This window comes from uncultured Granulicatella sp. (assembly GCF_963528315.1).
GTDB lineage: Bacteria > Bacillota > Bacilli > Lactobacillales > Aerococcaceae > Granulicatella.
Genome location: NZ_CAURVV010000037.1, coordinates 1 through 15,471, shown reverse-complemented (window position 1 = coordinate 15,471; position 15,471 = coordinate 1). Strand labels below are relative to the sequence as shown.

Genomic DNA, 15,471 nt, shown 5'->3' with positions numbered 1-15,471 from the left:
GCATATAAAAAATCCTGTCGGTGATTTCTCACCAACAGGATTTGTCGAACAACCTAGAATCAACGAAAAGACCCTTCGGGGTCTTTTTGTTTTTTACACTTCCAATTTCCATTGTTTGCCCCAAAATTGGATTTTTGGTATACTACAGAAAGCAACGTGGTTGCTAAATTTAAGAAAAGGAGTCGAGTAAATGAAAATTGCGATCGTAACGGATAGTACTGTGTATTTGACACCAGAAGAACGCCGTGAGTGGAATATTCATGTATTGCCACTATCAGTTATTTTTGGACAAGAAAGTTATCGTGAAGAACAAGATTTGACAACTGCCGATTTCTATGAAAAAGTAAAAAATTCAGAGGTATTCCCAACGAGTTCACAACCAGCAGTTGGTGAAACAATTGAATTATTCCGTGAATTATCCCATCATTATGATGCTATTATTCCAATTCTTTTATCCAGTGGGATTAGCGGAACTTATCAAACAGTTGTGACAGTTGCTGAAGAATTACAAGATGAAGTGTTGATTTATCCAATCGATTCAGGAATTAGCTGTGCACCTCAAGCTCGTGCAGTTCGTCTTGCTGCAATGATGGCAAAAGATGAACAATATACAGCTAAAGAAATTGTAGCTTGTGTTCAACAATTAGTAGATCGTACAACAGCTTACTTCATCGTAGATGATTTGAACAATCTTCAAAGAGGTGGACGTTTATCAGCAGGTGCTGCATTAGTAGGTTCTATGTTGAAAATTAAACCAATTTTAACATTTGAAGATAAGAAAATTGTGGCATTGGAAAAAATTCGTACACAACAAAAAGCGATGAAGCGAATTGAGCAATTATTTGAAGAAGCTACTCAAACGACAGATGGAGATGGATATGAATTAGTGATTATTCATGCGAATGCTCCAGAAGCAGGAGAAGCATGGCGTGCTCAAATTCAAGAGAAATATCCAAAATTAAGAACATCTCTAGCATATTTTGGTCCAGTTATTGGAACTCACTTAGGGCAAGGAGCTTTAGGATGTTCATGGGATATTGTTATTGAGAAAAATTTAGAAAATATTGAAGCTTAAACTCATAGGATGGAAATAGAATGATGAATTCTATTTTCATCTTTTTTGTTTGTAAAAAATTTCCAAATAAAAAATATTTTCCGATATTTTTTTCGTATATATAGTTGAGGTGGTTTGGATGAAAATTGCTCGAGATTCAAATGGAGAATTAGTATATGCGTATAAAGGAATTGAATTAGATAAGTCAGAATATTATGCTTGTCCGACGTGTGGAGAACCTGTACAAATTTGCCAAAAGAAAAATGGAGAATATTTTTTTAGACATGTAACTCAAGCAAGGCATGATGGAGAGACGGAAGCTCATCAAAAAGGAAAAGAAGAATTACAAGAAAGCCTCGTGAAACAAGGATTTTCAGCAGAATTAGAACGATATGAAGCGTTAATTGGACAAATTCCGGATCTCACCATTGAAGTAGGTGAAAAAGAATGGGTGTTGGAATATCAATGTAGTGTCATTCCAATAAAAGAAATGATGACTCGAACAAAGGCATTAGAAAGTTTGGGGAGAGGTGTATCGTGGATTCTGGGGAAGAAGTTTTTACAAAAAAACTTATGTGAGATGACTTTGTATTGTGTTCGATATCATCCGCAATTAGAAAATTATGTGTGTTTCTATACGGATAAGCAATGGATCATTCATCATCATCTGATGTTACACTTTCAAAAAAGGAAGTATCTGTTTCATGAGAGTCGATGTGACTTAGATAAGCTAGATTGGAAAAAGGTGTTTCAAATTTTTGAAGAGTCGGAACACATCAAAATTTCTCAAGAGGCAAGTAAAGAGCAGTCATGGACAAAAGAAGAGTGGCAAGCGTTTGTTTTAAGTCCCCAAAAAGAAAATCGACAATTTCTAGAAGCACTCTATCATCATCAGTGGACATTTGATCAACTAGACGTCTGCCGTAGTTACCCAAAATATTCTTGGAGTATGAAAACAACTAATATCATTTGGCAAGGATACTTATGGATGGGGATTGATAGGCTAAAAATGAATCAGATTTTTTCTATTCAGCAGTGTTATGAGTATATGCAAAAATTATTTGCACAAAAGAAAATTCGATTTTCTTTGTGTTATGAGCAAGAGAAAGTTTGTAAGTGTGAGATAGAACGATTTTTGAGGAGGATTCTGGAAGAAACAAATTGTTTGTCTCGATTACCAGACGGAAGGTGGAAGAAAATAAAAAAACTAGCAAGAGAAGGAGAAATCTCTTGCTAGTAGTAAATTAAGCTTTAAATTGTTGATGAATTTTTTTGAAAATTGGATATAAAATTGGAACAGTAATAACTGTGAAAGCAGCTGAACCAAATGTTCCTAAAATTTTTGTGAAGGCTGCAACGAATGCGGGAGTAAAAGCTAGTCCTCCCATAATCATTCCACGTAGGAAAGTGTATTTTACTAAATTTAAAATGATTTTAATAACAGCAGCTAAAATACCAATTCCAATAATATTAGCAGCTTTGTCGTTTTGATGAAGTGTTTTTTCATAAACAAGATGAATTCCCCAACAAACAATAAGAGATTCTAAAATCGTAATCCAAACTTCTGCTGCATATCCATTTAAAATATCGAAAATTCCTAATCCTAAAGTAGCAGCAATGGCTCCTTTTTTACTACCGAATACTAAGCACCCAACAACGACTAGGGCATTTCCAAAGTGGACAAATTGGTGTCCCAATTGAATTCTAAATAACTGAACTCCTAAGAAAATTAAAGTGGCAAATAATGCAATTTGTGTTAATTCACGTAATGAATAATGTTTCATATTATAATTCCTACTTTCTATGAATGAAATAATTGTGTGAGAAGATGCAATTGTGGTTCGAAAGCAACTCCGTATTGTAAATCTTTTTCTTGAGCAATCGTTTCTTGAAGAGTAGCATCAAGAAAGGTTGTAGCAAGTGTTAAAGCTTTTTCTAAAGAAAAACCTTGTAAAATACAAGCACTTAGAATAGCTGAAACAATATCTCCAGTTCCAAAAAAATGATGCGGATAATGAGGAGTAAAAGCTGTTGCAAATTGTTCTGTAGTAGCATCATAACTTAATAATCCTATGGAACCAAGTGTTGTTTGAATGCCCGTTAGGACAACTTTTTTACATCCTAAATCGGCTAACTCCCTAGCAAGTTTCTGATAGGCTTCTACTGGTTGAATTCCTTCTAAATACTCTGTTTGAGTTAATAATGCAGCTTCAGTCAGATTTGGGAGAATGATATCCGCTTTGGAGCAAACGCTTCTCATTTGTTGGATATATTCTTCAGTAAAGCTACTATATAACTTTCCGTGATCACCCATAATTGGGTCGACAATCAGTAGAGCATCTGAATTTTGAGTAATATGATAGTCTAATAAGACCTTCAATTGTTCCATTTGTCTGCAATATCCAATAAATAGTGCATCTGTTTTTAAGTTTAATGCTTTCCATTGTTCTAAACTTTGCTTTGTAAAGTCTAGTAGTTCTTGGATAGCAATTTGCCCAAATCCTCCTGTATGAGAGGATAGTAAAATGGTTGGTAAAAGTATCGTCTCAATCTGGCAACAAGCCATAATCGGAATGGCTGGAGTCAGTGCTACTTTTCCAATTCCGGATAAATCATTGGCCAATATAATACGTTTTTGTACCACGAAAGCACCTCCTATTTTTAGAAGTTGAACTCATTGTAATTCAGGATGGGATAAGGTACAATATTTTCCGAGAAGAATTGTACCGGTACAGATAGCGAGGTGTGTCATGTTTAAATATCAAGAAGTGAGTCTGGAAATTCGTCAGCAAATCGAAGAAGGCATTTATAAAAAAGGAGATCGACTTTCTTCGATTCGTGAAATGATTCAACAGTATCATTGTAATAAAGACACGATTTTAAAAGCTTTACATCTCTTAAAGGAAGAAAGTTTAATCTATCCAGTTGAAAAGAGTGGGTATTATGTATTGAAAAATCGAGTCCCTGTTCGAAACACGACAAAAATTGGATTGCCAAATCCGATGCAATTTCCGATTGAAGATTTTAGAAAATGTTTGAATGAGTCAGTCATGGCAAGTTATGAAGGAATTAATAGCCAGAAAGAATCCATCCGAGGAGACCGTGAATTAATTGAAGCGATGGTGCCTTTATTAGAAAGTTACGGGGTATATGCAAAGGAAGGGCAATTATCGATTACAACGGGAACGCAACAAGCCTTATATATTTTACTCCAACTGATTGGAACAGGCGGATTGTTATTAGAACAACCAACGTATAGTCGTATGAATCAATTAGTGAAGGAGTTAGGAATTCCCTATCAACTCATTGAACGAGAACAGACACAAGACACCATTTCATTAGAAAAGTTAGAACAAATTTTTCAAAGTGGTACCATTCGTTATTTTTATACGATTTCTAGATTTCATAATCCGCTTGGGATGAGTTATCCGGATAGTGTTAAAAAGAAAATTGTGGAATTAGCAGAAAAATATCAAGTCTATATTATTGAAGACGATTATATGGCGGATTACGAACGAGGAACCGCAACGCCATTGCATTATTTTGATACAAATGAAAGAGTTATCTATGTAAAATCTTTTTCTTCAATTTTATTTTCTGCTTTTAAAATGGGAATTGTCGTACTTCCAAATGCTTTAATAAAGGAATTTGAGAAGAGAAAGCAATTATTGGATTTTGACTCGAATTTACTCATGCAAAAAACATTAGCGCTATTTATCCAAAATGGCTTATTTGAAAAACATCGACAAAAAATGGTGGCACACTATCATGAGAAGTCCCAACAATTTAGACAATTATTAGAACAATCAACTGTAGAAAAAACACATTTACATGGGACACAGTTGTTATTAGAAAATAGACAATTATCACTTTTAAAAGAACAGCTAGATTTAGAAATAACAATCAACACATTAGAAGATACTTATATTGAAGAAATAACACCTCAAATTTTTTCATTAGATGTCTATGCTTTATCGATGGAAGATATGCAAGTTTTAATACACTTACTAGAAGAGAGGGGGAAGTAAATGAATAAGGAAGAGATTTTAAAACATTATTATGGATACGATAGCTTCAGACCTGCTCAAGCAGAAATTATTGAAACAATTTTATCCAAAAGAGATGTCCTAGCGATTATGCCAACTTCTGCAGGAAAGTCCATTTGTTTTCAAGTTCCAGCGTTAATGTTAGACGGAATAACAATTGTGGTATCCCCATTAATTTCCTTAATGTATGATCAAGTGACTTCGTTAAAAGAAATGGGAATCCAAGCGATTTTGTTAAATAGTGCAATGACTTCCATCGAGTATTATCAAGCGATTGAGCAATTACAACGAGGTGAAGTGAAGTTATTATATGTTGCTCCAGAGCGTTTTGAACAAGAAGGATTTCTAGAGATGATGCAAGGAATTCAGATTAGTATGGTTGCAGTAGATGAAGCGCACTGTATTTCTCAGTGGGGGCAAGATTTTAGACCAAGTTATCAAAATATCGACACATTTGTTGCACAACTTCCTACTCGTCCCATTGTGGCAGCTTTTACAGCAACGGCTACTCCAAGAGTTCGCTTGGATATTAAACAACAATTAAAATTACAACATCCTTTTGAAGTTGTAACAAGTTTTGACCGTGCGAATTTATATTTTGGAATGGAAGAACCAAGGGATAAAATGAGCCGACTACTAGAGTTAATCAAGGAAAAGGAACCGACCATTGTATTTTGTAATACCCGGAAAGAAGTAGAAAAAGTCTGTGAGAAATTGCAAAAGAAGGGAATTGCTGCGGATTGGTATCATGCAGGATTAAGCCCTGAAGCTAGAAGTAAAGTACAAGAAGATTTTATATTTGACCGTATTGATGTCATTGTTGCAACGAATGCATTTGGAATGGGAATTGATAAGTCGAATGTGAGAAAAGTTATTCACTACAATATGCCTAAAGATATCGAAAGTTATTATCAAGAAGCAGGACGAGCCGGTCGAGATGGGGAGCCTGCGGAATGTATTTTATTATACGGGGCAAAAGATATTATTATTAATAAATTTTTAGTGAAGCAAAATGAGGATAAAGTTGGAATGGCAAAACTCAATGAGATGATTGATTATTGTCGAACCGTTCGTTGTTTAAGAGGTTTTATGCTAGATTATTTTGGACAAAAAGATATTCCTGAAGATTGCGGGCATTGTACGAACTGTTTAAATAAAGTGACCTTAACAGATGTGACGCCACAAGCGCAAATGATTTTGTCCTGTATTATTCGTATGAAAGAACAATACGGAATGAGTAAAGTGTCAGAAGTATTACGTGGAAGTAAACGAGCTGAAATGAAGGCTCTACACTTTGACCAATTATCTACTTACGGAATTATGAAAGATTATTCTGATAAAGCGTTAAAAGAATTTATATCTTCCTTAATTGCGGATCGTTATATTGAAGTGGAAGGATTACAATATCCGATTTTACAAGTGAGTGAGTTAGGGAAGAAAGCATTGAAAAATCGTGAGAAAATCGAAGTGAAACCAATTGTGGCGCAAATTCTGCAAAAACCAGATGCTATTCAGCAACACCAAGTACAAGATAATGCGCCATTTGATGAAGTCTTGTATGATCGATTACGTTCGATTCGTATGGATTTAGCATTTGCTCAAAATGTTCCACCATTCTTAGTGTTTTCAGATAAAACACTGAAAGAATTTTGTCGTCATTTACCAACGACGGATAGAGAATTTTTACAAATTAGTGGAGTTGGGGAGAAAAAACTAGAAACTTATGGAGAAGCCTTTATGAAAGTCATTCGTGAGTATAAATCATAAAGATTTTATATACTAAAATACTTAAATCATTTGCATTTTTAGAGTACCTTTGGTATAGTATCTTATAAATTCAACATCTCCATAAGGGAGTAACTTGCAACGAAAGTTGTGGTAATATCAACAACAAGTGAACCTGTTTCGCTGGTATTATCTTAATTAGTGAGACTTATGCTATTTTCAAGTCCTTGAAGTAGTATAAGTCTTTTTTTATGGGGATAAAAAATATAAAGGAGTGTCGACTTTGACAAAACAAGCCGCATACACACAAACGGAAGAACAAGTTCTTTCAAGTGTACAATCTACTAAAGAAGGTTTAACTTCTGCTCAAGCAAAAGAACGTTTAGAAAAATACGGTCCGAATGCTTTACAAGCAGGAGAAAAGACAACAGTACTGCAAAAATTCATTAATCAGTTTAAAGACTTCATGATTATTGTCTTACTTGCAGCAGCAGTTATCTCATTTTTTGCCCATGAAGGAGCTCCAGATCCAACGGATGCCATTGTAATTTTAGCCGTTGTTATCTTAAATGCAATTGTAGGGGTCATCCAAGAATCAAAAGCAGAAGAAGCAATTGAGGCATTACAAAAAATGGCTTCTCCAGTTGCAACAGTTTTACGTGATGGTGAACATCTTCATGTAAAAGGGGAAGAAATTGTAGTTGGAGATATCGTGATTTTAGAAGCAGGAGATGTCGTTCCTGCCGATATGCGATTATTAGAAGTCAATACGATTAAAATCGAAGAAGCTGCCTTAACAGGGGAATCAGTTCCAGTAGAAAAAGATTTAGTCATTCCTGAAGGGGAAGATGTTGGTATTGGTGACCGTTCAAATATGGCGTTTGCGAGTACAAATGTGACTTATGGACGTGCATTAGGGGTTGTTACTGCAACAGGTATGGATACTGAAGTTGGTAAAATTGCCCATATGTTAGCCAACACGGAAGAAAGTAAAACTCCATTACAAGAAAACCAAGATGCTCTAGGTAAATGGTTAACAATTATGATTTTAGTCATTGCCGTTATTATTTTCGGAATTGGTTTAATTCGTGGATACGAATGGACTCATATGTTATTAACGGCCATTGCGATTGCAGTTGCAGCGATTCCAGAAGGTTTACCAGCTATTTCAACGATTATTTTAGCATTAGGAACTCAAAAAATGGCAAGCCGTCATGCATTAGTTCGTAAATTGCCAGCCGTTGAAACTTTAGGTGGTGTAGAAGTTATCTGTTCAGATAAAACAGGTACGTTAACATTGAACCAAATGACTGTTGAAAAAATGGTGTTTAATAATGAAATTCATGATGCACACGAAGAAATGAACGAATCAATTTCTGCAGTTCGCATGATGAATTTAGCAAATGATACTAAATTTTCTGAAGAAAAATTAATTGGGGATCCAACTGAAACAGCAATGGTTCAATTTGGATTAGATAAAGGGTATGATGTACGTGTTGATTTAGAAAAACATCCACGTGTAGCGGAAGTGCCATTTGATTCAACTCGTAAAATCATGTCAACGATTCATCAATTAGAAGATGGAAACTATTTAGTAGCGGCAAAAGGTGCTCCAGATATGTTACTTGAAAAAGTAACTCATATTGAAGAACACGGACAAGTTCGCCCAATTACTCAAGAAGACCGTAATACATTAGCTCGCTTAAATAAAGAAATGGCTACTCAAGCTTTACGTGTCTTAGCAATTGCTTATAAATACATTGACCAAGTTCCAGAAACAATGGATTCAGAATCTGTTGAGTTTGACTTTGTATTTGCAGGATTAGTCGGAATGATTGACCCTGAGAGAAAAGAAGCGGCTTTAGCAATTCAAGTGGCTAAAGAAGCAGGCATTCGTACAGTGATGATTACAGGTGACCACCGTGATACAGCTCAAGCGATTGCAAAACGTTTAGGAATTTTACGTCCTGATCAAGAAGATGGTGTCTTAACAGGTGCAGAATTAAATGAAATTTCTGATGAAGAATTAGCTCGTACAATTGAAGATTACTCAGTATACGCTCGTGTATCTCCAGAACATAAAGTTCGTATCGTAAAAGCATGGCAAGCAGATGGAAAAGTTGTTTCAATGACTGGTGATGGTGTTAATGATGCTCCATCTCTAAAACAAGCAGATATCGGTGTAGGAATGGGTATTACTGGTACTGAAGTGTCTAAAGGTGCTAGTGATATGGTTCTTGCAGATGATAACTTTGAAACAATCGTTGTTGCAATAGAAGAAGGACGTAAAGTATTCTCGAATATTCAAAAAGCAGTTCAATATTTATTATCTGCAAACTTCGGGGAAGTAATGACTTTATTTATTGCCACAATGGCTGGTTGGTCAATTCTTGAACCAATTCATATTTTATGGATTAACTTAGTAACAGACGTATTCCCAGCGATTACTTTGGGAATGGAAGATGCAGAAGCAGATATTATGAAACATCCACCTCGTGGAAAGAGTTCTAATTTCTTATCAAATGGGGTATTACCAAGTATTTACTATCAAGGTTTCTTTGAAGGTGGAGTTACTTTATTCGTCTATTGGTATGCGACTCATGTAGCTGGTTGGGGAGTTCCAACTGGTGAAACAATGGCATTTGCAAGTTTAGGTTTAATTCAGTTATTCCACGCATTCAACGTGAAATCTGTTTATAAATCATTAGCAACTGTTGGAGCGTTTAAAAATAAAATGTTCAACATTGCGATTGTTGTGTCTGCTTTAATGTTATTATCAGTACTAGTAGTTCCTGGTTTAACAACTGTGTTTAGTGTAACAGTGTTGAATTTAGAACAATGGTTAGTTGTGTTAGCAGCTGCATTCTCAATTGTTCCATTCGTTGAAATTGCAAAAGCAATTATGAGAGGGATGGGCTTGGACCAAGACTAAATCAATATTTTTATATGACTTTTTAATATAGCTAGGACGCCAGCAAACCTTCGGTTTCATGGCTAAATTTTGAGCCTGGGTCTCAAAATTTCCTGTGACAGAATCGGCTTTTGCCGGTTCTGTCACTACAGCTATGTTAAAAGTCTTTTTTATTTGCTAATTCTCTCACTTTTATAGCCTGTAAATGTTGATGTAATAGAAATATAGTTTTTAACTTTAACAACTAGTAAAAATAAACAATGCTGAAATCGATCAAATTTCGTTGACCCGACTGTGATAATTCGGTATAGTACCACTTGTATCACGTGACATTTAGAAATATTAAAGTGAGGAAATTCAATGAAATTAAGAAATTTATTTTTAACAGCAGTTGCTGCAGTGACATTAGCAGCTTGCGGAAATCAAACAAGTAAACAAGAAACAGCAAAAGAAACAAAGCCAGCTGAACATGTAAAAGTTGCCGTTGTAGGTAGTGCAGCTCATGAAATCTGGGACTTTGTTGCTGATAAAGCGAAAAAAGAAAATATTGATTTAGAAATTGTAGAAATGAACGACTATGTATTACCAAATACAGCTTTAGAAGAAGGATCAGTTCAATTGAACGCCTTCCAACACCGTGCATATTTAGCACAATGGAACAAAGATAAAGGTTCAGATATTAAAGAAATCGGAACAACATTTATCGTGCCATTATATTATTTCTCAACAAAATATAAATCATTAAAAGATTTACCTGAAAATGCAAAAGTATTAGTACCGAAAGAAGTAGCGATCCAAGGTCGTGCTTTAGTAGCATTAGAAACAGAAGGACTAATTACATTAAAAGATGGAGTAGGAACAAAAGCCTCTCTAGCTGATATTACAAGCAATCCACGTAACTTAGAAATTATTGAAGCAGAATCAGCTCAAGCACCTCGTTTATTACAAGATGTAGATGCAGCTTCAATCAATGGTTCAATGGCTCAAGATGCAGGATTAAAAGTAGAAGATTATATCTTCACAGATGCTGATCACTTAGATACAATTCCAAAAGATCGTTTCAATATCATTGCTGCAAATGCTAAAGATGCTGATAATCCAACATACAAAAAAATTGTAGCATTATTCCAAGCAGATGATGTAGCGAAGAAAATGAATGAAATTGGACCAGGACAATACTTCCCAGTGTGGAATGCAGAAAAATAGTCCTTTGAACTATTGGGAAATTCCCAAAGGTTCAATATAAAATAGTCATCTCTCTCCAAACGAACAACTTTCACCATCAAAGGTATCAGTTGTTCGTTTTATTTTATTTTCAAAGTCTAGTTTTTATGTTGAAAAGCAAAATGGAAACAAAAATACGTACATTAATTTATATAAATAATAAAAACATACGTATTTTGTATTGATTTTCAACCAATAATGAAGTATACTAACCTCGTTCTTAATAAAACAATTAAAGGAGCTAGAAACTTCATGGAAAATTTCTTTAAATTAAAAGAAAATAATACAACTTTTGGAACGGAACTTTTAGCAGGGCTTACGACATTTTTTGCAATGTCTTATATTATCTTTGTAAACCCTAGTATTCTTAGTCAAACAGGAATGCCATTCCAAGCAGTCTTCCTATCCACCATTGTGGCAGCAGTTGTTAGTACATTAGTGATGGGATTATTCGCCAATGTACCGTATGCGTTAGCACCAGGGATGGGATTGAATGCCTTCTTTACATTTATTGTCGTATTCGGATTAGGCTTTACTTGGCAAGAAGCATTAGCAATGGTATTTATTTGTGGATTATTAAATGTCTTTATTACAGTAACAAAAATTCGTAAAATGATTATTCAAGCCATTCCAGTTAGTATGCAACATGCCATCGGTGGTGGGATTGGGGTGTTCGTTGCTTATATCGGTTTGAAAAATGCGAACTTATTAAGTTTCTTATCAGATGCAAAAACGATTGCTACGATTAATAACCAACCGTATCAAGCAACTGTAGAATCTTTTAAAGGTGGAGTATTTTCTGTGACTTCTAATGGTGGAATTGTTCCTTCATTAGTGAACTTTACTCAAAGTGATGCATTATTAGCGTTAATTGGTTTATTAATTACAGTTATCTTAGTCATTAGAAATGTTCGTGGAGCTATCCTAATTGGGATTGTTGTGACAACTTTATTAGCGATTCCAATGGGTGTCGTTGATTTATCAACTGTGAATTGGTCTCAAAATTCATTAGCTTCTGCGTTTTCAGATTTACAAGTAACTATTTTTGCAGCATTTGGTCCAGAAGGAATGGGTAAATTATTTTCTAACCCTGCGAAATTACCATTAGTATTAATGACGATTTTCGCATTTAGTTTATCGGATACATTTGATACATTAGGAACGTTTATTGGAACAGGTCGTAAGACAGGAATCTTCTCAGCAGAAGATGAAAGAATGTTAGAAGAAGGTTCAGGTTTCTCTTCTAAAATGGATAAAGCTTTATTTGCAGATGCGATTGGAACTTCAATCGGGGCAATTTTCGGAACAAGTAATACAACAACTTATGTAGAAAGTGCAGCAGGTATCGGAGCAGGTGGACGTACTGGATTAACAGCTGTAACGACAGCAGCACTATTAGCGGCTTCTACATTATTAGCTCCATTTGTAGGAATCGTTCCTGCAGCAGCAACAGCACCTGCTTTAATTATTGTAGGGGTGATGATGTTATCATCATTTGCAGATGTTCAATGGGATCATTTAGAAGAAGCAGTCCCAGCATTCTTTGCGGGAATCTTTATGGCGCTTTGCTATAGTATTTCATACGGAATTGCAGCAGGCTTCATCTTCTACTGCTTCATTAAAACATTAACAGGCAAATCTAAAGAAGTTCACCCAATTTTATGGGTAGCAACAGGGTTATTCATTTTGAACTTCATTATTTTAGCCATTCTATAGCTTTTCCCTTATATCTTTTCTCCCAAAGAGGTAAAACGAAGTTACGATTTTAGTAACTTCGTTTTGCTTTATAAAGGAATTATTAAGGAAATAAAAAGAATTGTTTGGAATTCATTTAATTTCAAACATTTTCTAAAAAGCTATGCTATAATGTTGTAGAGTTCAAAAGAAAGGAATTGAAATATGATTACATTAAAATCAAATCGTGAAATCGAAGCGATGAACGAATCTGGTTCATTATTAGCGTCTATTCACGTTGCATTACGAGACTTTATTAAACCGGGAGTAACAACTTGGGAAATTGACCAATTTGTTCAAAAGAAAATTGAAGAAGCAGGTGGTTCAGCTCCACAAATTGGATATGAGGGATATAAATATGCTACTTGTACAAGTATTAATGACGAAATCTGTCATGGATTCCCTCGTCGTAAACCATTGAAATCAGGAGATTTAGTAAAAGTTGATTTCTGTGTAGACTTAAAAGGAGCGTTATCCGATTCTTGTTGGAGTTATATTGTTGGAGAATCTACTCCAGAATTAGACCGTTTATATGAAGTGACGAAAAAAGCACTTTATTTAGGGATTCAACAAGCACAAGTGGGCAATCGTATTGGGGATATTGGTCATGCGATTCAAACGTATGTAGAAAAAGAAGGGTTCTCAGTTGTTCGTGAATTTATCGGACATGGAATTGGACCAACGATTCATGAAAGTCCATCTGTTCCTCACTATGGTGAACCTGGAAAAGGTCTTCGCTTAAAAGAAGGAATGGTTATTACAATCGAACCGATGGTGAATACTGGAACATGGAAATCAGAAATGGAAAGCAATGGTTGGACAGCTCACACATTGGATGGTGGATTAAGTTGCCAATTTGAACATACATTAGCGATTACAAAAGATGGTCCACGTATTTTAACATTACAACCAGATCATACAGAAGACGTATTATAAAAGTATAAGGAGGAATAGCAATGGCTATTTTAGTGGCAGGGGGAGCAGGTTATATCGGTTCTCATACAGTAGTAGAATTAGATAAAGCGGGGTATGAAGTTGTTATTTTAGATGATTTTTCTAATAGTTCACCTGAAGTATTAAAACGATTAACAACAATTACAGGAAAAGAATTTCCGTTTTATGAAGGGTCGATTTTAGATCATGACTTTTTAACAGAAGTATTCTCAAAAGAAAAAATTGATTGCGTAATTCAGTTTGCAGGTTTCAAAGCAGTGGGAGAATCAGTAGCGAAACCGTTAGAATATTATCATAATAATATTACAGGTACATTAGTCTTATTAGATGTCATGAGAAACTTTGGCGTAAAAAATATTGTTTTCAGTTCAAGTGCAACAGTTTATGGAATGAATAATACAGTACCATTTAAAGAAGGAATGCCAACAAGTGCAACAAACCCTTATGGATATACAAAAGTGATGTTAGAACAAATTTTAAACGACGTAGCTTTTTCTGATAAAGAATGGTCTGTCACAAACTTACGTTATTTCAATCCAATTGGAGCTCACGAAAGTGGCTTAATTGGTGAAAATCCAAATGGAGTTCCAAATAACTTAATGCCATATATTACACAAGTAGCAGTTGGTAAATTACCACAATTAAGCGTGTTTGGGGATGACTATGATACACATGATGGAACAGGGGTTCGAGACTATATTCACGTAGTGGATTTAGCAAGAGGACATGTTCTTGCGGTGAAAGATAATATCGGAAATCCAGGAGCAAAAGTGTATAACTTAGGTACTGGAATTGGCTATAGTGTATTAGACTTAGTTCATGCATTTATGAAAGAAAATAATGTAGAGATTCCATATAAAATTTGCCCACGACGTGCTGGAGATATTGCAACTTGTTATGCAGACGCAACAAGAGCAAAAGAAGTTCTAGGTTGGGTTGCTGAAAAAGACTTAAACGACATGGTTCGTGATTCTTGGAATTGGCAAAAAAATAATCCTCAAGGATACTAAATAAGAGAATAGATGGAAGATTGAAAATCCTGTTAGCAAAGATGATGCTGAAGTGACCCCAAAAAGTTAGACTTTTTTTGAGACGACATAAGTCGTCTCTTTTTGATTCATAAAATGTATGAATAACCCCCTAGGGGGTTCGCGCCAAAATTTTGGCGCGTTTTTTTCTTGGATATATTATTAAACTTTCAAATACATTTACTAGTTAAGCAATGTAAGCAGAGTTTGAATGACACATTCTATATTTTACAGGACTTAGTCCGTTCAATTTGATTTTTATACGTTTGTTGTTGTAATAATCAATATAATCGATAATAGCTTTCTCTAATTCGTCAAGAGACTTAAATTCTTTTTCAAATCCATAAAACATTTCTGATTTCAAAATACCAAAGAAAGATTCCATCATACCATTATCTGCACTGTTTCCTTTACGTGACATAGACGGTAGTATACCTTTACTCTCTAAAAAATGATGATAAGAATCATGTTGATATTGCCAACCTTGGTCACTATGGAGAATTGTGTTCTCGTACTTCTCATCTGTAAATGCCTCATTTAACATTGTCTTTACTTGTAGTAAGTTAGGTGAGCGTGAAAGATTGTATGCAATAATTTCACTGTTAAATCCATCTAAAACCGGTGATAAATATAGTTTCTGTTCGCTACTCGGAATGGAAAACTCAGTTACATCTGTGTAACATTTTTCCATTGGTTTAGTGCCTTCAAAATCACGTTGAATCAGATTATCTGATCTCTTACCAACATCTCCTTTGTGCGAATAATACTTGAGTTTACGACGAATACGAGCTATTA

At 34.9% G+C, this 15,471-nt stretch carries 13 protein-coding genes; 10 read left to right on the top strand and 3 right to left on the bottom strand.

From position 1 onward, the window contains the following. The 3 genes from RYK07_RS07205 to RYK07_RS07195 form a co-directional block, all read left to right on the top strand. Nucleotides 1–190, top strand: a 190-nt coding sequence (locus RYK07_RS07205) for a hypothetical protein (RefSeq protein ID WP_314853169.1), incomplete at its 5' end; no start/stop codon positions are given. After that, the gene (locus RYK07_RS07200) at nt 191–1,075 is read left to right on the top strand and encodes a DegV family protein (protein WP_314853168.1); all 885 of its coding nucleotides are present in this window, start codon (nt 191–193) and stop codon (nt 1,073–1,075) included. It abuts the gene before it with no gap. A 118-nt stretch (nt 1,076–1,193) separates the two neighbouring features. After that, nucleotides 1,194–2,291: a competence protein CoiA family protein gene (locus tag RYK07_RS07195; protein WP_314853166.1), complete on the top strand. Its 1,098-nt coding sequence runs from the start codon at nt 1,194–1,196 to the stop codon at nt 2,289–2,291. 7 nt (nt 2,292–2,298) lie between these two features. Here the strand turns inward: RYK07_RS07195 and RYK07_RS07190 are convergent, their stop codons facing one another. Continuing rightward, nucleotides 2,299–2,838: an ECF transporter S component gene (locus RYK07_RS07190; RefSeq protein WP_314853165.1), complete on the bottom strand. Its 540-nt coding sequence runs from the start codon at nt 2,836–2,838 to the stop codon at nt 2,299–2,301. Between the two features lie 17 nt (nt 2,839–2,855). Next, nucleotides 2,856–3,698: a pyridoxamine kinase gene (locus RYK07_RS07185; protein ID WP_314853164.1), complete on the bottom strand. Its 843-nt coding sequence runs from the start codon at nt 3,696–3,698 to the stop codon at nt 2,856–2,858. 106 nt (nt 3,699–3,804) lie between these two features. On the opposite strand from RYK07_RS07185, the gene RYK07_RS07180 reads away from it, so the two are divergent. The 7 genes from RYK07_RS07180 (at nt 3,805) to galE (ending at nt 14,658) form a co-directional block, all read left to right on the top strand. Next, nucleotides 3,805–5,082, top strand: coding sequence for a PLP-dependent aminotransferase family protein (locus RYK07_RS07180; RefSeq protein ID WP_314853163.1), 1,278 nt, complete (start codon nt 3,805–3,807; stop codon nt 5,080–5,082). Then, a complete protein-coding gene (gene recQ / locus RYK07_RS07175; protein ID WP_314853161.1) occupies nt 5,083–6,867 on the top strand; it encodes a DNA helicase RecQ in 1,785 nt (594 codons plus the stop codon). Between the two features lie 232 nt (nt 6,868–7,099). Continuing rightward, complete coding sequence (locus RYK07_RS07170; protein WP_314853160.1) at nt 7,100–9,757, top strand: cation-translocating P-type ATPase; 2,658 nt, start codon at nt 7,100–7,102, stop codon at nt 9,755–9,757. 339 nt (nt 9,758–10,096) lie between these two features. Then, nucleotides 10,097–10,942 carry a MetQ/NlpA family ABC transporter substrate-binding protein gene (locus tag RYK07_RS07165; RefSeq protein WP_314853159.1) on the top strand — a complete coding sequence of 282 codons (846 nt, stop codon included), beginning with the start codon at nt 10,097–10,099 and terminating at the stop codon, nt 10,940–10,942. Between the two features lie 270 nt (nt 10,943–11,212). Beyond that, entirely contained in the window at nt 11,213–12,676 is a 1,464-nt protein-coding gene (locus RYK07_RS07160) for an NCS2 family permease (RefSeq protein WP_314853170.1), read from the top strand. Nucleotides 12,677–12,859: 183 nt separating this feature from the next. Continuing rightward, complete coding sequence (gene map, locus RYK07_RS07155) at nt 12,860–13,630, top strand: type I methionyl aminopeptidase (RefSeq protein ID WP_314853157.1); 771 nt, start codon at nt 12,860–12,862, stop codon at nt 13,628–13,630. A 20-nt stretch (nt 13,631–13,650) separates the two neighbouring features. Then, nucleotides 13,651–14,658, top strand: coding sequence for a UDP-glucose 4-epimerase GalE (gene galE, locus RYK07_RS07150; RefSeq protein ID WP_314853155.1), 1,008 nt, complete (start codon nt 13,651–13,653; stop codon nt 14,656–14,658). A 205-nt stretch (nt 14,659–14,863) separates the two neighbouring features. Here galE and RYK07_RS07145 read toward each other — a convergent pair. Then, the coding region (locus RYK07_RS07145; protein WP_314853153.1) for an IS3 family transposase at nt 14,864–15,471 on the bottom strand (608 nt) is incomplete at its 5' end.

Coding starts and splice junctions, on each gene's coding strand:
- recQ (WP_314853161.1), top strand. CDS start 5,083: ATGAATAAGGAAGAGATTTTAAAACATTATTATGGATACGATAGCTTC.
- RYK07_RS07195 (WP_314853166.1), top strand. CDS start 1,194: ATGAAAATTGCTCGAGATTCAAATGGAGAATTAGTATATGCGTATAAA.
- RYK07_RS07200 (WP_314853168.1), top strand. CDS start 191: ATGAAAATTGCGATCGTAACGGATAGTACTGTGTATTTGACACCAGAA.
- RYK07_RS07160 (WP_314853170.1), top strand. CDS start 11,213: ATGGAAAATTTCTTTAAATTAAAAGAAAATAATACAACTTTTGGAACG.
- RYK07_RS07165 (WP_314853159.1), top strand. CDS start 10,097: ATGAAATTAAGAAATTTATTTTTAACAGCAGTTGCTGCAGTGACATTA.
- map (WP_314853157.1), top strand. CDS start 12,860: ATGATTACATTAAAATCAAATCGTGAAATCGAAGCGATGAACGAATCT.
- RYK07_RS07180 (WP_314853163.1), top strand. CDS start 3,805: ATGTTTAAATATCAAGAAGTGAGTCTGGAAATTCGTCAGCAAATCGAA.
- galE (WP_314853155.1), top strand. CDS start 13,651: ATGGCTATTTTAGTGGCAGGGGGAGCAGGTTATATCGGTTCTCATACA.
- RYK07_RS07190 (WP_314853165.1), bottom strand. CDS start 2,838: ATGAAACATTATTCATTACGTGAATTAACACAAATTGCATTATTTGCC.